The following is a 23,298-nucleotide window of genomic DNA, read 5'->3' as shown; positions in this document are numbered from 1 at the left end:
TCGACGATGAGATCCCACAAGTGGTTCACCCCGTGGCTGCTCCTCGCCCCCGCCGTGATCTGGGTGCTGGTGTTCGCGCTCTGGCCGTTCCTGAACACCGTCGTCCTCAGCTTCACGGACGCCCGCCCCCTGCGGACCCCGGAGTTCGTCGGCGGCGCGAACTACGAGCGCATGTTCGGCGACGAGATGTTCTGGAACGCGCTGACCACCTGCCTCATCTACGTGGTCGTGTGTGTGCCGCTGCTCACGGTCCTCCCCCTGCTCCTCGCCCTCCTCGTGCAGAAGAAGCTCCCCGGCATCTCGTTCTTCCGCACCACCTTCTACTTCCCCGTGATCGCCTCGGTCGTCGTGGTCGCCCTCATCTGGACGTGGCTGTTCGACAGCCGCGGCATCATCAACCAGACCCTGGAGTTCCTCGGCCTCATCGATCAGCCGATGGCCTTCCTCGTCGACCGCTGGCTGCTGCTCGGCTGCGCGATCCTGCTGACCGTGTGGAAGGGGCTCGGCTATTACATGGTGGTGTACCTCGCCGCCCTGGGGAACGTGGGCAAGGAGCTGCACGAGGCCGCCATGCTCGACGGTGCGAGCTCGTTCCGCCGCTTCCTCTCCGTCACGATCCCGTCGGTGCGCGGGGCGATGCTCCTCATCGCCGTCCTCATCGCGGTGTCCGCCATGCGGGTGTTCGCCGAGCTCGACGTGCTCTCCAAGAGCACGGGCGGCCCCGGTGGCTACGACATGTCGCTCGTGATGCTCATCCGCCAGGTGGGCTCGGGCCTGAACGGCAACATCGGCTACGCGTCCGCGATCAGCGTGGCGCTGTTCCTCCTCACGCTCGTGCCGCTCGCGGCGATCGCGTTCATGAACCGCGAGAAGAAGGCGAAGGTCTCCGCATGACGACTCTGACGACGCCCCCGGTGGAGAGCGCTCCGCCGGCCCAGGACTCCGCGCGACCGTCCCGCGAACGCATCTTCCGGCGCCGCGGCTCCGGCGACTTCAGCACGCCCACGCTCGGCGGACTCATCGGCCGGTACGCGCTGCTGCTGTTCGTCCTCTTCCTCGTGATCGGCCCCTTCGTCTGGCAGCTCTCCACGTCGTTCAAGGGTCCGCAGGAGAACATCTACTCCTTCCCGCCCGAGCTCATCCCCCGCGATCCGACGCTGCAGAACTACACGAGGGTCGCCGACATCGTCCCCGTCTACCTCTACGCCTGGCACTCGCTGCTCGTCTCGCTCGGCACCGTGCTCAGCAACGTGATCCTGGCCACGTTCGCCGGCTACGCCCTGGGCTGCATGCGCTTCCGCGGGAAGTGGATCGTCATGGGCATCCTGCTGTCCACGCTGCTGTTCCCCGGCGAGGTGACCGTGACGAGCAACTTCCTCACCATCCGCGCTCTCGGGCTCGCCGACACCCTGTGGGGCGTGTTCCTGCCCGGAGCGATCAGCGCCATGAACGTGCTGCTCGTCGCCACCGCGTGCCGCATGATCCCGAAGGACGTGCTCGACGCGGCCACCGTCGACGGCGCGACCACGTGGCAGCGCATCCGGCACATCGTGTGGCCGAACATCCGCGGCATGGTCTCGGTCGTGGCGATCTTCGCCTTCATCGGCGCGTGGGACGACTACCTCTGGCCGCTCATCGTGCTCTCCGACCCGGCCAAGTACACGCTGACCGTCGGCATGGCCTACCTCAACAGCAGCTTCTCGGTCGATCCGCGACTCATCGCCGCCGGCACCATGATCGCGCTCGTGCCCATCGTCATCATGTTCTCGTTCACGCAGCGCTTCTTCTTCAAGGGCGTGCAGGAGGGTGCGCTGAAGGGGTGAACGCGCCGCTGCTCCGCCCGGCCTCCGGTCCCGCGGATCCTCCGTCGTCGCGCCCGCACGCCGGGGTGCTCCCCGGAGTCGTCTTCGCGTACACATTCGACCCCTCCCGCGGGGCGCAGCGGATCGATGTCCCCGGCCTCGACGGCATCGCCCTCACCCCAGACACCGTGCTGCACTGGGCGTTCTACGCGGACGGGCCCGCGGCGACCCTCGCCCCCTGGGCCGCGCTCGCGGTCGCCGTCGACGTGCGGAGCGCCGACGGCAGCCGGCTGAGCGACATCGCCGCCGTCCGCGACCGCTACGACTTCCCGCTCACAGCCGAGGGGCAGTTCGCCGCCCGGTGGAGCATGCCCGAGCAGTGGAACGCCGACAGCGTCGCCCTCGCGCCCCTCGCCGTCGGGCACACCGGCACGGGCACGGGCACGGTCGAGCTCGTCTTCGGCACGGCCGATCTCGCGACCACGCCGGATGCGCCCACCGAGGTCAGCGGCTTCGTCCAGGTCCGCGTCGAGGAGCGCCCTGGCCCCGGCGACCTCCCACCCGTCGAGCGGGTCGACACCCGGCGCGGCTCCCACTCCGGTCCCCGCTTCTCCCGCGGGAACACGATCCCCGCGGTCGCCCTGCCGCACGGTTTCACCTTCGTCACGCCCGCCACCGACGCGGCGGACCCGCGCTGGCCCTATCGTCCGTTCGTGCACGACGATCCGCAGGGGCGGCGCCTCGAAGCCCTGCAGTTCTCGCACCAGCCCAGCCCGTGGATCGGCGATCGCTCGGTGCTCCAGCTCATGCCGTTCCGGGGGACGCCGAGGTCGGACAGGAAGGCCCGGCGCCGCTGGATCGTCGAGGGAAGCGAGCGCGCCCGCCCGCACGAGTACGCCGCCGATCTCGGCGACGAGCTGCAGGTCGAGATGACCGCGACCTCGCATGCCGGCGCGTTCCGCGTGCGGTGCGCGGACCCGCGTGCCGCCGTGGGGTTCGTGATCGACCAGCTCACGGACGACGGCCGACTCACCTTCACCGACGCCGGTTTCGAGGGATGGATCCCCGAGGGGCCCGAGGACTGGGGGAACGCGCCGCGCTGCTACTTCGCCGGGACCGTGCACAGCGCGTCGGACGTCGCGCGCGGTGCCCTGGACGACGACGGGCGTGCCCGGGTCGCGGGCTTCGTCCGCGCCGTGGGCGCTGTCGAGGTGCGGATCGGGGTCTCGTTCCTCTCCGTCGCGCAGGCTCGGCGCAGCCTCATCCTCGAGGCCCCTCCCGCCGTCCCCTTCGACGAGCTCCGCGCTCGCGCGGCTGCCGCGTGGAACCGCCTGCTCGGGCGCGTGACGATCCCCCCGCTCCCCGAGGCCGAGCGCCCGTTCCGCGGCCTGGCCGACGAGGAGCAGCGCGCCCGGATCGCCGCCGCACTCCACCGCATGCATCTGTATCCGAACACGGCGGCGGAGAACGCGGGCACCGCGGACGCGCCCGAAGGGCGGTTCGCCGACGTGTTCGCCCCCCGGACCGCCTTCGGAGAGACCACCACGGGAGCGCCGGTCGTGGAGGGCGAGCTCGTCGCCAACAACGGCTACTGGGACACGTACCGCACCGAGTGGCCCGCGCTCGCGCTCCTCGACCCCGCGCTGGCCGGACGCCTGCTGGACGGGCAGCTGACCCAGTTTCGCCGCGGCGGCTGGATGGCGCGGTGGAGCGCCCCCGGGTACGTCGACAGCATGGTCGGCACCTCGAGCGACCAGATCTTCGCCGACGCCGCGCGTTGGGACGTGCCCTTCGACCGGGAGACGGCGTTCGAGAGCGGGTGGCGTCACGCGTGCGAGCCGGGACCCGATCCGCGACGGGGCCGCAAGGGCATCGGCCGCGGGCGCTTCCTCGGCTTCATCCCGTCCGACGTGCCGGAGGGGATGGGCTGGAGCATCGAGAACGCCGTGAGCGACGCCGCCCTCGGCCGGTTCGCCGCCCGGCTCGCGGCATCGGCGACGGCGGCGGACCACGTCGCGCGCTACCGGGCCTTCGCGCGATACTTCGCGAATCGCTCCCGCGCGGCGCGCGTGCTCTTCGACCCGGTGTCCGGGTTCTTCCGCGGTCGCGCGACGGACGGCTCGTTCGCTCCGGATTTCGATCCTCGGGTCTGGGGCGGGGACAACGTCGAGACGAACGCCTGGGGCATGTCGGTCGGCACGGTGCACGACGGGCCGGGCCTCGCGGCGCTCCACGGCGGCCGGGCGGGCCTCGGCCGGCACCTCGACGCCCTCTTCGCCGAGCCGGAGACCGCCGACGAGCGCTTCGGCGGCACCTACGGCACGGTCATTCACGAGCAGCGCGAAGCCCGCGCCCAGCGGTCGGGCATGTGCGCCCTGTCGAATCAGCCGGCCCACCACATCCCCTTCATGTACGCCTTCAGCGACCGGCCGTGGCACAGCGCGGGCCTCGTGCACGGCCTCGCGCGCCGCCTCTTCGCGGGCGCCCACATCGGCCAGGGCTTCCCCGGCGACGAAGACAACGGGGAGATGAGCGCCTGGTGGCTCTGGGCCGCGCTCGGCCTGTATCCCCTGGAGCTCGCGGCGGGGTCTCTGCGGATCGGGTCGCCGCTCTCCGACGACATCCGGGTCGCGCGCGGAGACGGCTCGTCGCTGCGCATCCGCTCGCGACGGAGCTCCCCCGGAGCCCACGTGGTGGAGGAGGCACGACTGGACGGACGCCGGCTGCCCACCGCCGACCTCCCGATCGACGCCCTCCAGGGAGATGCGGTGCTCGAGCTCGTGTTCGGCACGGACCCGGCGCGCGCGCTGGAGTCCGGAGAGGACGCGCTCGACGGGGAGCCGTGGCGCCCCGACCTCACCGGCGACGAGGGAGAGGTCCGCACCTCCCCGGGTGTCCTCGACCCGCGGCGCCTGTTCGACGACGGCGACCCGCAGGGCGACGAGGGCGTCCGCCTTCCCGCACAGTCCTGGGTGGCCTGGCGGTTCCCCGCGCCTCGTGGCCTCACCGACGTCACCGTCACGAGCAGCGAGCATGTCGAGGCCCACGCCCTGCGTTGGGAGGTGGAGGGGGCCGACGGGTGCTGGCAGCCCGTGGCCACGACCCACGGCGAAGTCCTGGTGCCCGACCGCACGACGCCGTTCGCTCTGGAGGCGCGGGTCGTGACGTCGGCCGTCCGGGTGCGCGCAGAGGCCGCGGTCACGCTCCGTCAGATCGAGCTCTTCGATCTGGGCTGACCGGCACCCGTGCCCCCGACCGGCGGCGGATGCTGGCGGTGCGCACCGATTCCGACGATGCTGGACGCATGCGCGCCCTCCGACTCCTCTGGCGATACCCGGTCATCACGCTGACGGTCATCGTCTTCGTCGTGGTCGGAGTCCTGCACGCCGCCGGCGAAGCGACCATCGGCCGGTGGGTCGCCACGGTCTTCGTGGCCGCGGTGGTGGTGTGGACCCTCGTCGGCATGGTGCGCGACGTGCTCCGCGGCCACGTCGGGCTCGACATCCTCGCCGTCGTCGCCATGGTGGCGACGCTCGCGGTGGGCGAGTACATCGCGGCGCTCATCATCGTCCTGATGCTCTCCGGCGGCGAGGCTCTGGAGGACTTCGCGGGCCGCCGGGCGAAGCGCGACCTCTCGGCGCTGCTCGACCGCTCACCGCGCAGCGCTCATGTCCTCGTCCACCCCGAGGACGCCGGCTCGGACGAGGCGAGGGAGGTGCCCGTCGACGACGTGGCCGTGGGCGACGTCCTCCTCGTGCGCCCGGCGGAGATCATCCCCGTGGACGGCGAACTGCTCACCGACAGCGCATCGTTCGACGAGTCCTCCCTCACCGGCGAGAGCCTGCCCGTGACGCGCGGCGCGGGCGACGAGGTGCTGTCCGGTGCGATCAACGGCAGCCGGGCCATCCGTCTCCGCGCCCTGCGCACCGGTGCCGACAGCCAGTACCAGCAGATCGTGGCGCTGGTCGCCCAGGCCGAGTCCTCCCACGCCCCCATCGTGCGTCTCGCCGACCGGTTCGCGATCCCGTTCACCGCCGTCGCGCTCGTGCTCGCGGGGACGGCGTGGGCGCTCTCCGGCGACGCCACGCGGTTCGCCGAGGTGCTCGTGCTGGCGACGCCCTGTCCGCTGCTGATCGCCGCACCCGTCGCCTTCCTCGGCGGACTCTCCCGGGCCGCGAAGTCGGGCGTCATCATGAAGAGCGGTGCGGTGATCGAGCAGATCGCGCGGGTGCGCTCGGCCGCGTTCGACAAGACCGGGACGCTCACCCAGGGGCGGCCGGAGCTCGTCGAGGTGCGACCGGCACCGGGCTTCGATGCGGATGAGATCCTGCGATACGCCGCCTCGGCCGAGCAGTACTCCTCGCACGTGCTCGCCGACGGCATCCGTCGCGCCGCCTCCGCCCGAGGCCTGGAGCTGCACGGGGCGACGGAGGCGAGCGAGACCGCGACGAACGGCGTCTCCGCCACGATCGGCGGCCGCGCGGTCGTGGTGGGCAAGCCCGCCTACGTCGCCTCCCTCGCCCCGGACACCGTCAGGGCGGAGTTGGCGCCGGGACAGGCCGCCGCCTACGTCGCCGTGGACGGACGGTTCGCGGGGGTCCTGGTCCTCGCCGATGCCGCCCGTCCGGAGGCACCAGCAGTGATCTCCTGGCTGCGGACGCACGAGGTCGACCGGCTCGCGATGCTGACCGGAGATGTGGAGACCACCGCGGCGTCGATCGGACGGCAGGTCGGGATCGACGAGATCCACGCCGAGCTCCTACCGCCCGAGAAGGTGCGCCTGGCCGCCGAGATGCAGCCACGGCCCGTGCTGATGGTCGGCGACGGTGTGAACGACGCCCCGGTACTGGCAGCGGCCGACATCGGCATCGCGATGGGTGCGAAGGGGGCGACGGCCGCCGGTGACGCCGCCGACGTCGTCATCCTCGTGGATTCGCTCGCCAAGGTGGTCGATGCCGTCGCGATCGGGCGGCATACCCTCCGCGTCGCCCTCACCGCGATCTGGATCGGCATCGGTCTGAGCGTGGGGCTGATGGTCGTCGCGATGACCGGCGTCATCCCCGCGGTCGTCGGCGCGCTGGTACAGGAGCTCGTCGACCTCGCGACGATCCTCTACGCCCTGCGCGCGCTGAGCGGCCCGCCGAGCGACCTCCGCCCCTCCGCCTGAGCCCTATTCCTGCACCGCACGCGGTTCCGCCTCTCCCGTCCACAGGTCCCGTGTTCGGGGTCCTGCCGCTGCGGAATACCGTGACAGCCTGAGCCCCCGGACTCAGACTGGAGGCATGACCGTGGACGAGGTGGACCGCCTCAGATCGCCACGTCGCCGACGAGGTTGACCTTGATGCCCATGCCGTCGAACATCGCGGCCTTCGCGATCAGCGCCTTGTCCGCGGTCTCGGCGTCGGGCGCGTAGACGAGCTGCGCGTGGTTCGCCTTGTGGCGCGCCATGAACTGGTCGCGCGAGATGCCGTGCAGCACCACATGGGCGATCGGCCACTCCGGGTTCGTGGCGTCCTTCCGGCGCTGCGTCTCCTCCGCCGGGAGCTCGACGACCGACGCCCGGAAGATGTCCGCCTGCAGGACGCCCTCGGCGATGAACACCCGGGAGAGCACGACCTCGCCGGGCTTCGAGACGCCGTTGATCGTGGCGCCGCCGGCGGGGAAGAACACGTGCCCCTGGCGCCAGCCCTCCGCGTTCTGCCAGCCGCCGAGGTGGGAGGCCGGCACCGAGCCGGAGATCTCGTACACCCACACGAACTGCCCGTCGTGGTCCTCGCCCCAACGGACGTCGTGGAGGGTGTTGTCGGGGACGAGCCCCATCGCGCGCCAGACGCGGTCGGTCACGAGCGCATCGACGGCGACGCCCTCGTCGGCCTCGTTGAAGTGCGGGAACGCGCGTCCCTCGTGCAGCACGCGGGAGCCGTCGCGCGAGGTCACCGGCGGGCGCTCGGTGGAGTTCAGGATGCCCTCCGCCAGGTCCGACGCCGGGACGAGATCCTTCAAGCCCTGCTGGTACTGGATGCCGACCGCGTCGAGGCCGAAGTCGTCGGCGATGCGGAGGGCGGCGATGTACATCTTCAGCTGCCACTGCACCTGCTCGCGGGTGAGCTCGGTCGCGGCGTCCTCGCCGTACCGGAAGGTCATGCCGCGCTCGACCAGCCAGTCGTAGGCGGCGTCGGCCTCCTCCTCGGTCACGTTCAGCATCTCCGCGTAGAGAGCCGACTGCGACAGGCGTTCCTTGTAGATGCCGGTCTGGTTGAGGAGCTCGTCGTCGAAGATGGCGTTGTACATGCCCATGCAGCCTTCGTCGAAGACGCCGATGATGGCCTTCTCGGCGCGCAGCTCCGCGGCGAGGGCCTCACCGAGCTGCTTCTCCGGGCTGTCCGGCAGTGCGGGGAGGGGACGCACATGGGAGGCATCGTGGGTGATGGCGCCGGTCTCCGTCCACTCCCGGATGCCGTCGCGGAACCAGTCGTCGGTGAAGTCGACCGACCAGATCGTCGCGTACGGCTTGTCCATCTTCGTCAGGCCCGCGTTGAGGCCGAGGAGGCCGACGAGGCCGGGCCAGTCGCCCGCGAAGTTCGCCACCGTGAGGATCGGGCCCTCGTGCGTGCGGAGGCCCGCGAGCACGTGGTGCGAGTACTGCCAGACGGCCTCGGCGACGATGAGCGGCGCGTCGACGGGGATGTTCTTGAAGACCTCGAGGCCCATGCGCTGGCTGGAGATGAACCCGTGACCGGTCTCCGGGTCGACCTCATTGGCGCGGACGACCGTCCACCCGAGGTCGTTCAGCACGCCGGTGACCCCGGCCTCGAGCTCGACCTGGGTGGGCCAGCCCGCCGTGTTGGCCGACTCGCGCAGGTCGCCGGAGGCGATCAGGTACGCGGTCTTCGGCGCAGCGGTCGGACGGGATGCCGGGGTGGGCAGGGTGTAGGCGGTCATGAGTTCTCCGGGGTCGAGGGGGTGGGGGATCCGTCGCGCTGAGCGGCGGCGAGTTCATGGACGACGTCCTTCGAGCCGTCGTACAGGCGCACGTAACGGTCGAAGAGGGCGTCGGCGAAGGGGCGCAGACCCTCGTCCGGGCGGACGGTGTCGGCGATGGGGTTCCAGTCGGCGATCGCGGGCGCGGCACCGTCGGCGGCCGTGGCGGTCGCCGCGAGGAAGGCGGCCCCGTAGCTCGCGCCGATCGTCGTCTGCGGCACCTCCTGCACGAGCCCGGTGATGTCCGAGACGATCTGCAGCCACAGCCGTCCCTGGGTGCCGCCGCCGACCGCCACGATGCGGCGGATGTCGGCGCCGGCGGCTCGCATGGTCTCGACGTTGTGGCGCACGCCCAGCGCGGTGGCCTCGAGGGCCGCGCGATAGAGGTCTCCTCGGGTGTGCCGGACAGTGAGCCCGGCGATGACGCCGCGGGCGTCCGGATCCTGGATCGGGGTGCGCTCACCGGCGAAGTACGGCAGCATCAGCAGGCCGTTCGCGCCGGGACCCGACTCCTCCGCCTCGGCGAGCAGCGCCGGGTAGTCGGCGCCGGAGAGGTCCTTCAGCCACGCGGTGAGCGCTCCGGATGTGGACAACCCACCGGCGAGGTTGCGCGTGCCCGCGAAGGCGCCGGCCGTCGTCCACATCGAGGGCGTGCGGAGTGTCTGCTCCCCAGTCGCGACGAGGAACATCGTCGTGCCGTACATCAGCATGAGGTCGCCGACCTCATGGGCGCCGACGCTCACCGCCTCGGTCCAGGCGTCGATGGTGCCAGTGATGACCGGGGTCCCCTCGGGCAGGCCGGTCAGGTCCGCTGCAGCGGCGGTCACCGTGCCCGCGATCTCCCCGGCCCAGCGCAGCGGCGGCTGCTCGATCGTCCCGGCGAACCGCTGCCACCAGGGGTCGTGCCACTGCTCGCCCTCGATGTCGTACAGCGGCGAGACCTGGCTGGCGGACTGGTGGTCGAGGACGTAGGCGCCGGTGAGCTTTCGGGCCAGCCAGGAGGCGGGCATGTACAGCCGCCGCGCGCGCTGCCAGGCCTGCGGCTCCTCCTCGGCGACCCAGGCGATCTTGGGCCCGCCGGCCTGCGAGGTGAGGGTCGAGCCGCCCACGCGGGTGATCTCCTCGACGCCGAGCTCCGCCGTCATGCGCTCGATCTGCGCGGTGGAACGGGTGTCCACGCCGTAGAGGATTGCGGGGCGCACGGGCTCGTCGTCATCGTCGGCGAGCAGGATGCACGGGCCCATGCCGCTCACTCCGACCCCCACGACCTCCGCGTCGGGGACCGCGGCGAGAAGGTCGGTGGCCAGCTCGACGAACTCGTCCCACCAGATCCGGCCGTCCATCTCGACCCATCCGGACTGCGGACGGGAGACGTCGTGCGCGCGGGTCGCAGTCGCGAGGATCGTGCCGGCGGGGTCCACGATGACGCCCTTGCTGCTGGACGTGCCGATGTCCACCCCGAGGGTGCAGCGCATGGTCTCTCCTTCGATCCCGACGGGCCGTGCAGGCCTGGACCCAGGCTACGCGAAATCGATTTCAAGACGCAAGGAGCTGACTGCTCCTGCACCACGAGGACCGATATCGAGTGTCTCCACAATCTTCGCCTACGGCCGGAAAAACGCCGGTTCAGCACCGGAATACCGTGACATCCTGACCCCTCCGATCGAGACTGGAGGCATGCCCTTGAACGACCCGCAGGTATGGACGCTGATCGGCATCTTCGTGACGACGATGCTCGGCGGCATGACCCTCATGACGACGCAGTTCGGCCGCGTGCTCCGTGCGGAGATCGGCGGACTGCGTGGGGAGATGACCGGCGAGATCGGCACCCTCCGCACCGAGATGACCACGGAGATCGGCACTCTCCGCACCGAGATGACCACCGAGATCGGCACCCTCCGCACCGAGATGACCACCGAGACCACACGACTGCGCAGTGAGATCGGCGCCCTCCGCACCGACATGACCACCGAGATCGGCACCCTCCGCACCGACATGACCACCGAGATCTCCGGCCTCCGCACCGATATGACCACCGAGATCTCCGGCCTCCGCACCGAGATGACGACCGAGATCGGCACCCTCCGCATCGACACGACCACCGAGACCGCGGGCCTCCGCACCGATATGACGAACGAGGTCAGCGGACTCCACGGAGCGTTGGCGGCGCTGCACGCAGCGATGATGCGCGAGGTCGGAGGCCTGCGCGCGGCCATGGGCGCGCTGCACGGAGCGATGATCGGGCTGCGGGGCGAGATGATCGGCCTTCGTGGCGAGATGACCGCGCGTCTGGACGGCCTCGATCACCGCCTCGACCGACTGGAGGTGAAGGTCGACGATCTCGACAAGGAGATGACGAACCTCGCGGCGCGATTCTGGCGCTCGCAGTAGCGACGCTGCGTTCAGGCGCGCGCGGCCGCGCGCTGCACCTCGCCGGAGAGGACGATCGTCCGGGCCGGTTGCTCGTCGCCCTTGATCCGATCCAGCAGCATCCGCGCCGCCGTCACACCCATGAGGCGCGCGGGGAGTCTGACGACGGTGACGGCGGACGGCGACAGCGTCGTGAAGGGCAGCGACCCGATCACCGCGACGCCGAGCTCCGGCGGGGTGAGTCCGCGCTCCGTGAGGACCTGGATCGCGCCGACGCCGATGAGGTTGTTCCCGGCGACGACCGCGTCCGGCGGCTCCGGCAGCGCGAGGAGCTCCTCCATGGCCGCGCGCCCGCCGTCGACGCGGAACGTGGCGAAGCGCTGGAGCGAGGAGAGCTGGTGATCGGAATCCACCGCCGAGAGCGCTTCCCGCCAGCCTTCCGCCCGCTCGGCCGCGGTGTCGATGTGCGCGGGGCCGCCGATATACGCGATGCGCCGATACCCGGCGTCGAGCAGGCTCTGCGTCGCTGCGGCTCCCGCCTCCCGGTTGGCCATCACCACGCCGTCGATGTCAGTGACCGTGCGACGGTCCACGGCGACCACCGGCCGCCCCGTCGCCCGCACCGGAGCGAGATCCGAGTGCTCATCCGCCGTCGCGATGATCACCCCCGACATGTTCTCGGCGATCGCGATCCGGAGGTACGTCGCCTCCTTCTCGACCTGGGCGTCGGAGTTGCACAGCACGACGGAGTACCCCGCCTCGGACGCGGCGTCCTCCACACCGCGCGCCATCTCGGTGAAGTACGGGTTCTCGATGTCCGGGATCACCAGGGCGATGACCTCGGAGCTCTGGGTCCGCAGGGTGCGCGCGGTCCGGTTCGGGGTGAAACGCAGTTCCTCGGCCGCAGCCCGCACGGCCGCCGCCTTCTCCGCCGACACGCTCGTGCCGTTGAAGACGCGCGAGACCGTGGCCGGCGAGACGCCGGCCCGCTGCGCGACGTCGTAGATGGTGGCCATGGGCACCCACTGTAACCGGTTTCAGCCCTCTCAGACCTCCGCGAGGAACCCGTCGAGCGTCGCGCCGAGCGCATCCAGTCGGCCCCGTGCCTCGGCCGAGAGCGGCCGGAACGGACGGCGGCAGTCGCCCAGCGTTCCCGCACCTCCCGCGTTGCGACCGGAGAGGTACTTCGCCGCAGGGAAGACGTCGATCGCCACGAGTTCGGCGATGACATGGTTGATCCGGCTCTGCACCCGCTGGGCTCCGACCAGGTCTCCGGCGTCGAGGAGACGACGCGCCGCCTGGAAGAGCTCGACCTGCAGCCCGACGGTCGTGCCGATGGTCCCGCGGGCGCCGGCGGCGAGCGCTGGCACGAACACCTCGTCGAAGCCGTTGATGTAGGCCTTGTCGGGGAAGGCCGCCTTCATGCGTTCGAGGGCGTACATGTTGTGCGCAGTCTGCTTGAGACCGATCACCCGGTCGTCACCCAGCAGCTCTCCGGCCGTCTCGAGCGTGAACTCGGTACCCGTGAACTGCGGGATGTTGTAGACGATGAGCGGGAGATCCACGGCGTCCAGCACCGCGCGGTAGTGGTCGAGGACGGCCTCGATGCCGAAGGAGTAGTAGATCGGCGGGATCATCGAGAGGGCGGAGGCGCCGGCGCGCTGCGCCCGCCGTCCGAGCTCGATCGCCTCCCTCGTCGACAGCGCGCCGACGTGGGCGACGACGGGGATGCGCCCCGCGGCGGCGCGCACGGCGGTCTCCACCACCGCGGTCCGTTCATCCGCCGACAGCAGGAGACCCTCCCCCGACGACCCGCAGCAGTAGATCCCCTCGACCCCGCGGGAGACATAGTCCTCCACGAGCGTCGAGAGCAGCCGCGTGTCGACCGCCCCCTCCGCGTCGTAGGGGGTGGCGATCGCGGCCATCAGCACCCCGAGGTCCGCCGCCGTGGTCACCATGCGGTCCACCCCCCGTCCACGACGAGGTTCGCTCCGGTCATGTAACGCGAGGCGTCCGAGAGCAGGAAGACCGCGGCCCCGTTGAAGTCGGTCGCCTCCGCCATGCGTCCGATCGGGATGCGCGCGGTGTAGTTCTGCTGGAACGTCGCGTCCTGCGTGTCCCGACCGACGCCGGACGGGGTGAGGGTGTTCACCCGGATCCCCTGCCGCCCCCAGTACGTCGCGCAGTAGCGCGTGAGGTTGTATAGACCCGACTTCGCCGCCGAGTACGCCACCGGCTTCACGAACGGCACCCCGGTCTGCTCCTCCTTGTAGGCGTAGATGTCCTGCACCGGCGACACCATCCCGTAGATCGAGCCGACGTTGATGATCGAGCCCGGCGTGCCGGCGGCGCGCATCCGGGCGCCGGCTGCCTGCGTGACGAGGAAGGTGCCGACGAGGTTCACGTCGACCACCTCCCGGAACACGTCGAGCGGGAAGTCCTCGAAGGGGCCCGAAACCTCGGGCGGCGCGCTCGGCTGGGTGTCCAGACCGGCATTGTTGATCACGCCGTCCGGCGCCGCACCCCACGCATCGACGATCGCATCGAGGCCCGCCTCGACGCTGTCCTTCGAGACGATGTTCACGGAGACGCCGAGGAGGCGCGGGCTGTCGGCGATCTCGGGGAACGTCTCCTGCAGGCGCGCGGCGTCGACCGTGCGCGATGCCACGGCCACCCGGGCGCCGCGTCCGTGGAGCTCGCGGACGAAGGCCGATCCGATCTGGCCGAGGCCGCCGGTGACCAGGATGATGCGGTCGGTGAGGTCGAAGATGTCCGTCATGTCGTTCCTCTCCCTCAGCTCACCGCGTGCCGCGCGAGGTTCTCGCGGTCGTACTCCAGGCCGTTCCCCGGCGCTCCGGTCGGGACGAAGAACCCGTTCTGCGGCCGCTGCGGCACGATGACGCCGAGGTCGCTGAGCGTGCCCCCGTCCGTCATCTCGCCGAACAGGGCGTTGGGTACCGCGCAGAGCACGTTGGCCGTGAGCTCCATCACGAAGTGCGGCGTCATCGGGGCGTTGTACGCCCGGCCCAGGGCGGCGATGTCCATGTAGGGCGTGATGCCGCCCACGCGTCCGACGTCGGCCTGGATGAAGTCGCACGCGTCGGCGAGGAGGTACTGGTTGAACTGCTGGAGCGTGTAGACGTTCTCCCCCAGCCCGATCGGGATCGGCGACCGGGCCCGGAGGCGGGCGTGGGAGGCGACGTCGTCCACGCGCAGCGGCTCCTCGACCCAGTACAGGTTGAGGTCGCGGAACCGGGTGACCGCCCGGACCGCCTCCCCGTAGGTCCATCCCTGGTTGGCGTCGACCATGAGCGGATACTCGCCGACCGCCTCGCGGATCTTGGTGAGCCGGTAGACGTCCTCCTCGAGGTCCGGCTTGCCGACCTTGACCTTCCCGGCGGCGTACCCGTCGGCCTTCCACTCCTTGACCTGCTCGACGACCTCCTCGGCGGACAGGTTGAGGTTGATGCCGCTGCCGTACAGTGCGACCCGGTCGCGCACCTGGCCGAGGAGCTTTGCGAGCGGCTGCTCGAAGTGCAACCCCAGCAGATCCCACAGCGCCACATCGATCGCGGCGAGGGCGAGCGTGGTGGTCCCGCCGGGGCCGTTGTCGCGCAGGTGCTGCCAGGAGTGCTGCCAGACGGCCCGCGGATTGACCTCGCGGCCGATGAGCGTGGGGATGAGCTCGCGCAGCGCCGCCATCATCATCTGGCCGCCGACACCGGAGGTGTGGCTGAACCCGGTGCCGACCAGTCCGGTATCGGTGGTGATGTCGGCGAGGATGATCTCGATGTGGGTCACCCGATGGATCTGGTCCCCCCACGGCCCCTTGGGGAGGGGGATGCGGGAGAGCTGGAGGTCGATGGATTCGATTTTCATGCGTGGTCCTTCCGGGACGACGAGGAGGGGACGGGAGCTTCAGCCCTTGACGGCGCCGGCGGCGAGACCGGCGACGAGGCGCTTCTGCACGAGGAGGAAGCCGACGACGACGGGGAGCACCGAGAGCACGCCGCCCGCGGTGAGGAGGTCCCACCGGATCTGGTACTCGCCGATGAACAGGTGCAGCCCGACCGGCAGGGTGCGCGTCGCCGTCTGCGAGGTGAAGGTAAGGGCGTAGAGGAACTCGTTCCAGGTGAGGATGAACGCGTAGGTTCCCGCCGCCACCATCCCCGGCCGCAGCAGGGGCAGCAGGAGGATGCGGACGATCTGCGCAGACGAGGCCCCGTCGATCTGGCCCGCCTCCTCGATCTCCCGGGGGATGGAGTCCGCGAAGCCCTTGAGCAGCCAGGTGGCGAACGGCGTGGCGAACGCGGCGTGCACGAGTGCGAGACCGAGCGTCGTGTCCATCAGCCCCATCCCGCGGAGTTGCCCCTGCAGCGAGATCACGAGCAGCACGGCGGGGAACATCTGCGCGAGCAGCAGCCCGATCATGACGGCTCCGCGGCCGCGGAAGTCGAACCGCGACATCGCGATCGCGGCGCCCGTGGAGACGACGAGGGTCACCGGGACGGCGATCGCGGCGACGGTGAGGCTGTTCCGCAGATAGGTCAGGAACGGCGTGGTCGACAGCAGCTCGGCGTAGGAGGCGGTCGTGAACTCCGAGGGGATGAGGTTCGCTCCGGCGCCGGCGAGCTGATCCCGGGGCGTGAGCGACGTCAGCAGCATGACGATGTACGGCCCGAGCACCATCGCGAGCACGCCGAGGAGGGCGATCGCGAAGCCGGTCCGTCCCGCGAGGCGGCCGAAGCGGACGGGAGCGCTCGTCGTACTCATCGCGTGGTGTCCTTCCGGGTGAGGCGCACATAGAGCGCGATGAAGACGGCGAGGAACAGGGCCTGGATGACGGCGTACGCCGCGCCGGCGCCGAAGTCGCTGGCCTTGTAGGTCGTCAGGTACGACTCGAGCGCCAGGGTCGTCGAGGATGTGCCCGGCCCGCCGCCGGTGAGGATGAAGATGAGGTCGACGTAGTTCGACGTCCAGATCAGGCGCAGCAGCGTGGTGATGAGGATGGTCGGGAGGATCGCGGGCAGCACGACGTGCCGGAACACCCCGACCGGCCCGCATCCGTCGATCTGCGCGGACTCCTTGAGCTCGCCGGACACGCTCTGCAGCGCCGCGAGGATCATGATGGCGAAGAGCGGGATCCCCTGCCAGACGTCGATCATCACGAGCGTCGGCAGCGCGGTGCTGTTCTGCGAGAGGAACTCGATCGGTGCGTCGATGATCCCCGCGTTCAGCAGCCACTGGTTGAGGACGCCGTTGTTGGGATCGAGGATCCACTTCCACATCAGCGCGACCAGGACGCTGGGCGTCGCCCACGGGATCATGATGAGTCCGCGATACACGCCCCGCAGGGGGAAGCGGTTGTTCAGCATGAGCGCGAGCGACAGCCCGCCGATCAGCTGGAGCGCGACGGCACCGAAGGTCCAGAACGCCGTGCGGCCCAGCGTGGGGACGAACTCCGCGGTGCCGATGACGCTGGCGAAGTTCTGGAACCCGACGAACTCGAGCACGCCGGTGAAGACGCTCACGTCGTTGAACGAGAACCAGATCGAGCGGACGAGCGGATACCCGGCGAAGACCGCGACGAGCACGATCGCCGGCGCGAGCAGGACGAGCGGGGCCACCGACCCGCGGCGAGCGCGTCGCCGGGGCCGGGTCACCGGCCGGCGCGGGGCCGGCCGGCCGGTGACGACCGCTTCCGTGAGGGTGGAGCTTGCCATGTCGGTCCTCAGCGCAGCACGTCGGACATCTTCGTCAGCACGTCCTGGCTGCTGATCTCACCCTGGAACGCCTGCTGGATGAGCGGGTTCCACTCCTTGGCGGCGAGCTCGGCCACCCCCTCCAACGCCGGCCACGTCTTGGCGGTGGGGATCGCGTCGACCGCGACCGCGAGCTGCGGGTCGGACGAGTACGCCTCGGTGTCGATGACCGACTCGAGCACGGGCAGCTGGCCCTGCGGCGAGGCGGAGATCTTCTCCATCTGCGCCTCCTCGCTCAGCCAGGAGATCCACTCCCAGGCGGCGTCCTTCTTGTCGGATCCCTCGAGGATGACGTTGCCGCTCATGCTGCCGAGCGTCGCGCCCGGCTTCCCGTCCTCCGTGGGGATCGGGACGACGCCGAGCTTGTCGCCGAACACGCCCTGCAGCTCCTTCAGGGATCCCGGGTGGTGGATCATCATGCCGGTGAGGCCCTCGACGAAGTTCGTCTTGACGTCGGCGAAGGCGGCCGTGATCGATCCGGGGGGCGCCGCCTGCAGGTCGGTGACGATGCGGAGGTAGTCCTCGTTCACCGCGACGCCCTTCGCGTCGTCCAGGACGACCTCGCCGGAGTCGTCGACGACCGACGCGCCGCCGGCGTACATCCACGCGAGCCACTGGTCCTGTCCGCCCGCACCGCCGCGGACGTCGATGCCGTAGCGGCCGTCGCCGGTGAGGGCCGCCGCCGCGTCGAGGAGGTCCTGCTGCGTGCGCGGCGCCTCGAGCCCGAGCTCCTCGAAGTAGTCCACGCGGTAGTAGAGATAGAGCGTCGTGTACTGGTGGGGCAGCATGTAGACGGCGTCCTCGCCGGGCAGCTGTCCGGTCGCCCAGAGCGAGTCGACGACGTCGTCCGAGGCGTCCCAGTCGTCGACGTACGGAGTGAGGTCCGCGATGGCGCCCTGCGGCGCGAACTGCCCGAGCCACCAGTCCTTGCTGCGGGCGGCGTCCGGACCGGTGCCGTTCATCGCGGAGGACACGAGCTGGTTCTGGTACTGGTCGAGTGGGATCGTCTCCAGCACGACCTCCACCTCGTCCTGCGCGTCGTTGAACTCGTCCGCGAGCTCCGTCCAGGTGGGGTCGGTCGCGTCGTCCTGCCAGAGCCAGTAGGTGATCTCGACGGGGCCGTCGCCCTCCCCGGACGGGGCGCTGCCGGCACAGCCGGTGGCGAGGGCGACGACGCCGAGGGCGGCCAGGGCGGGGAGGATTCGGGTGGATCTCATGATGCGTACTCCTTCGTCGATCAGATGAGGGTCGTGCGAAATCGATTTCAAGACGTGTGCGACAGAACGCGCCGGCGGGAGGAGGGTCAGGCCGGCAGCGGGGCCGTCGCGCCGAAGTCGATGTCCGGGTAGCGGTTGCGGACGCCGTAGAAATGGGCGTCCAGCTCATGGACCGCTCGGCGGGTGTCCCCCGCCTCGATCGCATCGATGATGCGGCCGTGCATGGCGGCGATGGCCGGGTCCTCCTCGACGGGCTCTTCCCGACGCGCGGCCGCGAAGACCACCCAGAAGGACTGGAGGAACTGGTCCACGAACGCATTGCCCATCGGCGCGAGCAGCCCGCGGTGGAACTGCTGGTCGAGTTCGGCGAAGCTCTCGTTGCGCAGGGCGCGCTCCACCATCTCCTCCGAGAGCAGGCGCAGACGGGCCAGGTCGCTCGGCTGCAGGCGCGGGATCACCATCGGCAGCAGCGAGGTCTCCAGCGCGTGTCGCACTTCCAGGAGCTCGCGGGTGGCGGCCTCCGGGTCGTCGACGAAGCCGATCCAACGGGTGGCGAGATCGGCGGCACGGAACCCGCGCCACACGCGGCGGGCGCCCTGCCGAGAGGCCACGATGCCGAACGCTTCGAGCACGCTGAGGGCTTCCCGGATGCGCTGGCGGCCGACCGCGAGCACGGCGCCGAGCTCGGCCTCGGTGGGCAGCGGGTCGCCGATCTCCAGGCCGGAGCGCTGCAGATGCTGAGCCAGACGTCGGGCGAGCGCGTCCGACAAGTCGGACCCGGTGACCTCGATCTTGTCTGACATGTTCCGTTCGCTCCTTCGCAATATCGGCGGGATTCCTGGCTTTGAGCCTAGACAGTCGTCGGTCTTGTCGTCAAGTGTTCCCTCACCCATGTTCACTTGTCGGACAAGCAAGTGTCCGCACACGCGAAATGCCGCGACCCGAAGGTCGCGGCATCCCGTCCCGGTCGTGCCCAGGCCCGTCAGCGGTGCGCGGTCACCACCTGTGCGACCGCGGCGCGCTCATCGGCGGAGGGCTCGGTGATCGCCATGCGGCAGTGGGTGTCCACGACGTCGAGCACGCGGTACGCCTCCTTCATCCGCGCCATGTCGCCGCCGATGAGCGCGACGACGTCGTCCACGGCGGCCTGTGCCGCGGCGATGGCATCGGCATCTCCGGAGCGTCCGGCGTCGGCGAGTGCACGGAACGGCTTCGGCGTCACGGAGGAGACGCCCGAGACGACGCCCTGCGCGCCCGCTTCGACGGCCGCGATGAGGTCACGGTCGGCGCCGGTGTACAGCTCGAAGTCGGCGGGCACGGCCGCACGATACGCCGCGATGTCGTCGAGCGAGAGCTCGCTCACCTTTGCCCCGATCACGTTCGGGAGGGCGGCGATGCGCACGAGCAGCTCCGGCGAGACGGGGTTCCCGCTGCGCGCGGGGTAGATGTAGACGTAGAGGCGCCCCTCCCCCACGGCCGCCGAGACGGCGCGGTAGTAGTCGAGGATCGCGTCGTCCGTGGCACGCAGGTAGTAGGGGGTGAGGGCCGCGAACTCCGTGGCCCCCAGCTCCTTCGCGATGCCCACCAGGCGCACGGCCTCGAACGTGCTCGGCTGCCCGACGTGCACGATGACGCGCATCCGGTCGGCCAGCTCCTCCAGCGCCGCTCCCACGAGTCCCCGGAACTCGTCCGCGTCCACGGCGGGGAACTCGCCCGTGGTGCCGAGGACGAAGGCGCCCTCGTTCCCCGAGTCGGCCACGAACCGGAAGATCGCGCGCGACCCCTCGAGGTCGAGGGTCCCGTCGCGGTGGAACGCGGTCGGGACGGCGGTCAGGATGTCGTAGCGGGTCACTTCTCGGTCTCCTCGGGGGTCGTGCTCTTGCGGTTCTTGCGGCCGGCGCGTCCCCGGCGCACACCGGCGTCGACGTTGCGGACGGTGGAGGTGAGCAGGTCGGGCTGCGCCGCGAGCTCGTCGTGCGCCTTCTCGATCTGCACGATGCTGTCGGTGTGGAGGATCGAGTCCTCCAACGAGGCCCGCTCGGCGCGGGGCGTGCGGGCGGCGCGGATCGCGGGCATGACGATCGACAGCACCGCGAGCGCGAGCAGGACGAGGGCGATCGGGCTGACGACCTCGAAGAACGGCCGCGTCGGCAGGATCGCCAGCGTGCGGGCGAGGTTCTCCTCGGCGAGCGGACCGAGCAGGAGACCGAGCACCACGGGCCCCGCCGGAACCTGCATGCGCTTGAGCAGCACGCCGACCACACCGAAGACGAGCATCGTGATGACCGTCGACAGGCTGTTCGAGGTGGCGTACGTGCCGATGATGCAGAAGATGAGGATGCCGCTCCACAGGTACGGCTGCGGCACGTCGAGCAGCTTGACCATGCCCTTCATCCGCACGAGGCTCAGCGCGAGCGACAGGAGGGTCGCGACGAGCATGATCCCGATGATCGAGACGACGAGGTCGGGGCGGTTGGTGAACAGCGTGGGCCCGGGGGTGATGCCCCAGATGATCATCGAGCCGATCATGACCGCCATCACGGAGTCGCCGGGGATGCCGAGCGCCATCGTCGTGGTCAGCGAGCCGCCGAGCGTGGCGCTGGAGGCGGTGTCGGACGCGGCGACGCCCTCGATCGACCCCTTGCCGAACATTTCCGGGTGCTTCGACGCCTTGCGCGCCCGCTCCCAGCCGATGAGCCCGGCGATGTCCCCGCCGGCCGCCGGGATGAGGCCGACACCGAGGCCCACCGCCCCGCCGACCGCGGTGGCCCGTCCGCTCTGCTTCAGCTCGGCGCGGTTCGGCCACCACCGGCCGAGGCTCGAGATCGGTCGGACGTGCGACTTCCGGTGCGTGAGGAGCTGATCGAACAGCTCGGCGATGCCGAAGAGCCCGATGATGACGGCGATGAAGTTCACGCCCTCGACGAGTTCCAGCACACCGAACGTGAAGCGCTGGTCGGCGGTGGCCGCATAGGTGCCGACGCTGCCGAGCATGAGTCCGAAGAGACCGGCCAGGATGCCCTTGAGCATCGACTTGGACGAGATGCCGATCATGATCGCGATGCCGAAGACGACGAGCGCGAACAGCTCGGGCGACTTGAAGTAGTCCCGGGCGAAGCTGGCGATCGGCACCGCGGCGACCGCGAAGAGCACGAGCGAGGCGAGGATGCCGACGGCCGACACGATCGCGGAGATCGTCAGCGCGAGCCCGGCCCTGCCCTGTTTCGCCATCGGATAGCCGTCGAGGGTGGTGGCGATGGAGGCGGGAGTCCCCGGGGTGTTGATGAGGATGGACGGCACCCGGTCGCCGAAGTTCGCCGCGACGTAGATCGTCAGCAGCACCGCGAGGCCCTGCACCGGTTCGAGGGTCATGGTGAAGCCCGCGGCGAGCGCGACCGCCATGGTCGCCGTGATACCGGGGAAGGCGCCGACCATGAAGCCGAGGACGAGGCCGACCGCCATGTACAGCAGGATCGAGATGTCGAGGAGCGAGTTCAGCCCCTCCAGGAGCGCGTTCACAGGGGGATCCTCAGGAGCATGCCGAAGACGACGTAGACGAACGCCGTGACGGCGGCGGAGTAGATGACGAGGCTCAGCCAGCGACGGTGTCCGTAGAGGAGCATCAGTGCGGCCATGAGCAGGGCGCAGGCGATCGGGAAGACCTCGATCCGGTAGCCGAAGAGGATGACCGAGCCGAGGGACCAGAGCGCGATGAAGGCGCCGGCGATCGCGATCGTCGCGATCACCCGGAGGACGCCGCCGGGCTGGATGCGCTCGAGATCCTCCCGCGTCGGTGCCGGTCGGGTGATCGCCACGGCGAGCAGGGCGATCGCGATCACGACGCCGGTCACGCCGATGACGAGCGGCCAGAAGCGGGCGTCGATCTGTCCGGGGGCGGCCTCACGGCGCAGCGGGATCTGCGTGGCGAGGAAGAGGTAGCCGGCGGTGATCGCGAGGGCGACGGCGGCGAACGCGATCTCGAGGGGTCGCGAGGCAGTCGCCCCCTCGTAGCCGCCCGGTGCGGCCGGCTCGGCCGCGGTGTCGGGGCTGGTCATGGTGCTCCTTCGTCGGAGGACGCGGCGGGGTCGGCGCGTGCCGACCCCACCGGAGGTGTTCAGCCCAGGAGGTCCTGGAACAGGGCGAACTGGTCGTCGACGAACCCGGTCCACTCCGCGGAGTCGCGGTAGACCACGAGGTTGCCGGCGTCCGCCTGGAACTTCTGGTAGCTCTCGGACTCCACGGCCTCCTTGACGGCGGCCTCGAGGGCGTCGTGCACGTCGTCGGGCAGGCCGGCCGGTGCGTAGATGCCGCCCCAACCGCCGAAGACGACCTCTTCGCCGATGGCCTCCTCGACCGTCTCGACGTCCTCCGCGTCCGGGTGACGCTCGTCGTTCATGACCGCGAGGATGCGGACGGCCTCGCCCTGCGCGAGGGCCTCACCGAGTCCGGAGACGGCGGCGACGGTCTCACCGGATGCGGCAGCCGCGACCGCCGTGGCGCCACCGTCGTAGGGGACGGGGGTGAAGTCGGCGTCCGTTGCCTTGCCGAGGCCGAGGGTGGCGGCCTCCCAGATCGAGCCGGCGCCGGAGTTCGCGACCGTGACCGCGCCGGACTTCGCCTGGGTCACGAGGTCGTCGAGGGTCTCGATGCCGCTGTTGGCACCCACCGTGATGACGCCGGGGGCGAGCATGATCTGGCCGAGCAGGTCGAAGTCGTCGGGCAGCACGTCGGCGCTCTGCGTCGTGTTGAGCATCGCGATCTCGACGGGCGCGAAGCCGATGACGTAGCCGTCCGGGTCCTGCGAGCCGACGTACTCCATCGCGAGGGCTCCCGCGGCACCGGGCATGTTCTCTGGGATCACGCTGACGCCGAGGATCTTCTCCAGCTCGGTGGCGAGCGCGCGGGACGACAGGTCGGATCCGCCGCCGGGGTTGGCCTGGATGATCAGCCGGATGTCGTCCTCGGGATAGGTCGAGGCGGCCCCCTCGCTCTCGTCGACCTTCGTGCAGGCCGACAGCACCAGAGCGGTGGCGGCGAGGGCGGCGAAGGCAGCGGCCGCCCGAGTGATGCGCATGCGGGGCATCTTTGCTCCTCTACGTGGGTCGACCGTGTTGTCGACACCGCGAGGCTACCAGTGTTGACTGTTAACAGTCAACACTGGTAGCC

19 protein-coding genes are annotated in these 23,298 nt (G+C 70.4%); 5 read left to right on the top strand and 14 right to left on the bottom strand.

Features of this window, described 5'->3' with window-relative positions:
- Positions 1-6 precede the first annotated feature (6 nt).
- From DW296_RS15290 to DW296_RS15275, 4 genes are all read left to right on the top strand, one after another.
- The gene (locus DW296_RS15290) at positions 7-894 is read left to right on the top strand and encodes a carbohydrate ABC transporter permease (RefSeq protein ID WP_060922295.1); all 888 of its coding nucleotides are present in this window, start codon (positions 7-9) and stop codon (positions 892-894) included.
- Entirely contained in the window at positions 891-1,823 is a 933-nt protein-coding gene (locus DW296_RS15285; protein ID WP_136052899.1) for a carbohydrate ABC transporter permease, read from the top strand. Before DW296_RS15290 ends, DW296_RS15285 begins: the two co-directional genes overlap by 4 nt.
- A complete protein-coding gene (locus DW296_RS15280; RefSeq protein ID WP_136052898.1) occupies positions 1,820-5,038 on the top strand; it encodes a GH92 family glycosyl hydrolase in 3,219 nt (1,072 codons plus the stop codon). The genes DW296_RS15285 and DW296_RS15280 overlap by 4 nt, the downstream gene beginning before the upstream one ends.
- A 68-nt stretch (positions 5,039-5,106) precedes the next feature.
- Positions 5,107-6,969, top strand: coding sequence for a heavy metal translocating P-type ATPase (locus DW296_RS15275; RefSeq protein WP_136052897.1), 1,863 nt, complete (start codon positions 5,107-5,109; stop codon positions 6,967-6,969).
- 140 nt (positions 6,970-7,109) lie between these two features.
- Here the strand turns inward: DW296_RS15275 and DW296_RS15270 are convergent, their stop codons facing one another.
- Positions 7,110-8,744, bottom strand: coding sequence for a fucose isomerase (locus DW296_RS15270; RefSeq protein ID WP_136052896.1), 1,635 nt, complete (start codon positions 8,742-8,744; stop codon positions 7,110-7,112).
- On the bottom strand, positions 8,741-10,258 hold the full coding sequence (locus DW296_RS15265; RefSeq protein ID WP_136052895.1) for an FGGY-family carbohydrate kinase: 1,518 nt from the start codon (positions 10,256-10,258) through the stop codon (positions 8,741-8,743). Before DW296_RS15265 ends, DW296_RS15270 begins: the two co-directional genes overlap by 4 nt.
- Positions 10,259-10,460: 202 nt before the next feature.
- Here DW296_RS15265 and DW296_RS15260 point away from each other — a divergent pair, with 202 nt between their 5' ends.
- A complete protein-coding gene (locus DW296_RS15260; RefSeq protein WP_136052894.1) occupies positions 10,461-11,174 on the top strand; it encodes a hypothetical protein in 714 nt (237 codons plus the stop codon).
- An 11-nt stretch (positions 11,175-11,185) separates the two neighbouring features.
- On the opposite strand, the gene DW296_RS15255 is transcribed toward DW296_RS15260, so the two are convergent.
- The 12 genes from DW296_RS15255 to DW296_RS15200 form a co-directional block, all read right to left on the bottom strand.
- Positions 11,186-12,169, bottom strand: coding sequence for a LacI family DNA-binding transcriptional regulator (locus tag DW296_RS15255; protein WP_136052893.1), 984 nt, complete (start codon positions 12,167-12,169; stop codon positions 11,186-11,188).
- Between the two features lie 30 nt (positions 12,170-12,199).
- Positions 12,200-13,111, bottom strand: coding sequence for a dihydrodipicolinate synthase family protein (locus DW296_RS15250; RefSeq protein WP_136052892.1), 912 nt, complete (start codon positions 13,109-13,111; stop codon positions 12,200-12,202).
- Positions 13,105-13,932 carry an SDR family oxidoreductase gene (locus DW296_RS15245; RefSeq protein ID WP_136052891.1) on the bottom strand — a complete coding sequence of 276 codons (828 nt, stop codon included), beginning with the start codon at positions 13,930-13,932 and terminating at the stop codon, positions 13,105-13,107. Before DW296_RS15245 ends, DW296_RS15250 begins: the two co-directional genes overlap by 7 nt.
- A 14-nt stretch (positions 13,933-13,946) precedes the next feature.
- Positions 13,947-15,032: a mandelate racemase/muconate lactonizing enzyme family protein gene (locus DW296_RS15240; protein WP_136052890.1), complete on the bottom strand. Its 1,086-nt coding sequence runs from the start codon at positions 15,030-15,032 to the stop codon at positions 13,947-13,949.
- 39 nt (positions 15,033-15,071) lie between these two features.
- The gene (locus DW296_RS15235; RefSeq protein WP_136052889.1) at positions 15,072-15,926 is read right to left on the bottom strand and encodes a carbohydrate ABC transporter permease; all 855 of its coding nucleotides are present in this window, start codon (positions 15,924-15,926) and stop codon (positions 15,072-15,074) included.
- Entirely contained in the window at positions 15,923-16,876 is a 954-nt protein-coding gene (locus tag DW296_RS15230; RefSeq protein WP_085605087.1) for a carbohydrate ABC transporter permease, read from the bottom strand. The genes DW296_RS15235 and DW296_RS15230 overlap by 4 nt, the downstream gene beginning before the upstream one ends.
- A gap of 8 nt (positions 16,877-16,884) precedes the next feature.
- Positions 16,885-18,132: an ABC transporter substrate-binding protein gene (locus DW296_RS15225; protein ID WP_136052888.1), complete on the bottom strand. Its 1,248-nt coding sequence runs from the start codon at positions 18,130-18,132 to the stop codon at positions 16,885-16,887.
- 86 nt (positions 18,133-18,218) lie between these two features.
- Positions 18,219-18,935 carry a FadR/GntR family transcriptional regulator gene (locus DW296_RS15220; protein WP_168429047.1) on the bottom strand — a complete coding sequence of 239 codons (717 nt, stop codon included), beginning with the start codon at positions 18,933-18,935 and terminating at the stop codon, positions 18,219-18,221.
- A gap of 179 nt (positions 18,936-19,114) precedes the next feature.
- A complete protein-coding gene (locus DW296_RS15215) occupies positions 19,115-19,984 on the bottom strand; it encodes a dihydrodipicolinate synthase family protein (protein ID WP_136052886.1) in 870 nt (289 codons plus the stop codon).
- Positions 19,981-21,651: a tripartite tricarboxylate transporter permease gene (locus DW296_RS15210; RefSeq protein WP_136052885.1), complete on the bottom strand. Its 1,671-nt coding sequence runs from the start codon at positions 21,649-21,651 to the stop codon at positions 19,981-19,983. Before DW296_RS15210 ends, DW296_RS15215 begins: the two co-directional genes overlap by 4 nt.
- Entirely contained in the window at positions 21,648-22,187 is a 540-nt protein-coding gene (locus tag DW296_RS15205; protein WP_136052884.1) for a tripartite tricarboxylate transporter TctB family protein, read from the bottom strand. Before DW296_RS15205 ends, DW296_RS15210 begins: the two co-directional genes overlap by 4 nt.
- Before the next feature lie 59 nt (positions 22,188-22,246).
- On the bottom strand, positions 22,247-23,206 hold the full coding sequence (locus tag DW296_RS15200) for a tripartite tricarboxylate transporter substrate binding protein (protein ID WP_231729519.1): 960 nt from the start codon (positions 23,204-23,206) through the stop codon (positions 22,247-22,249).
- Positions 23,207-23,298: the final 92 nt, after the last annotated feature.

This window comes from Microbacterium sp. K36 (assembly GCF_004794355.1).
In the GTDB taxonomy this organism is placed as follows: domain Bacteria; phylum Actinomycetota; class Actinomycetes; order Actinomycetales; family Microbacteriaceae; genus Microbacterium; species Microbacterium paraoxydans_D.
This window is presented reverse-complemented; position numbering and strand designations above follow the sequence as displayed.

Coding starts and splice junctions, on each gene's coding strand:
- DW296_RS15290 (WP_060922295.1), top strand. CDS start 7: ATGAGATCCCACAAGTGGTTCACCCCGTGGCTGCTCCTCGCCCCCGCC.
- DW296_RS15285 (WP_136052899.1), top strand. CDS start 891: ATGACGACTCTGACGACGCCCCCGGTGGAGAGCGCTCCGCCGGCCCAG.
- DW296_RS15275 (WP_136052897.1), top strand. CDS start 5,107: ATGCGCGCCCTCCGACTCCTCTGGCGATACCCGGTCATCACGCTGACG.
- DW296_RS15270 (WP_136052896.1), bottom strand. CDS start 8,744: ATGACCGCCTACACCCTGCCCACCCCGGCATCCCGTCCGACCGCTGCG.
- DW296_RS15265 (WP_136052895.1), bottom strand. CDS start 10,258: ATGCGCTGCACCCTCGGGGTGGACATCGGCACGTCCAGCAGCAAGGGC.
- DW296_RS15260 (WP_136052894.1), top strand. CDS start 10,461: ATGCCCTTGAACGACCCGCAGGTATGGACGCTGATCGGCATCTTCGTG.
- DW296_RS15255 (WP_136052893.1), bottom strand. CDS start 12,169: ATGGCCACCATCTACGACGTCGCGCAGCGGGCCGGCGTCTCGCCGGCC.
- DW296_RS15250 (WP_136052892.1), bottom strand. CDS start 13,111: ATGGTGACCACGGCGGCGGACCTCGGGGTGCTGATGGCCGCGATCGCC.
- DW296_RS15245 (WP_136052891.1), bottom strand. CDS start 13,932: ATGACGGACATCTTCGACCTCACCGACCGCATCATCCTGGTCACCGGC.
- DW296_RS15240 (WP_136052890.1), bottom strand. CDS start 15,032: ATGAAAATCGAATCCATCGACCTCCAGCTCTCCCGCATCCCCCTCCCC.
- DW296_RS15235 (WP_136052889.1), bottom strand. CDS start 15,926: ATGAGTACGACGAGCGCTCCCGTCCGCTTCGGCCGCCTCGCGGGACGG.
- DW296_RS15230 (WP_085605087.1), bottom strand. CDS start 16,876: ATGGCAAGCTCCACCCTCACGGAAGCGGTCGTCACCGGCCGGCCGGCC.
- DW296_RS15225 (WP_136052888.1), bottom strand. CDS start 18,132: ATGAGATCCACCCGAATCCTCCCCGCCCTGGCCGCCCTCGGCGTCGTC.
- DW296_RS15220 (WP_168429047.1), bottom strand. CDS start 18,935: ATGTCAGACAAGATCGAGGTCACCGGGTCCGACTTGTCGGACGCGCTC.
- DW296_RS15205 (WP_136052884.1), bottom strand. CDS start 22,187: ATGACCAGCCCCGACACCGCGGCCGAGCCGGCCGCACCGGGCGGCTAC.
- DW296_RS15200 (WP_231729519.1), bottom strand. CDS start 23,206: ATGCGCATCACTCGGGCGGCCGCTGCCTTCGCCGCCCTCGCCGCCACC.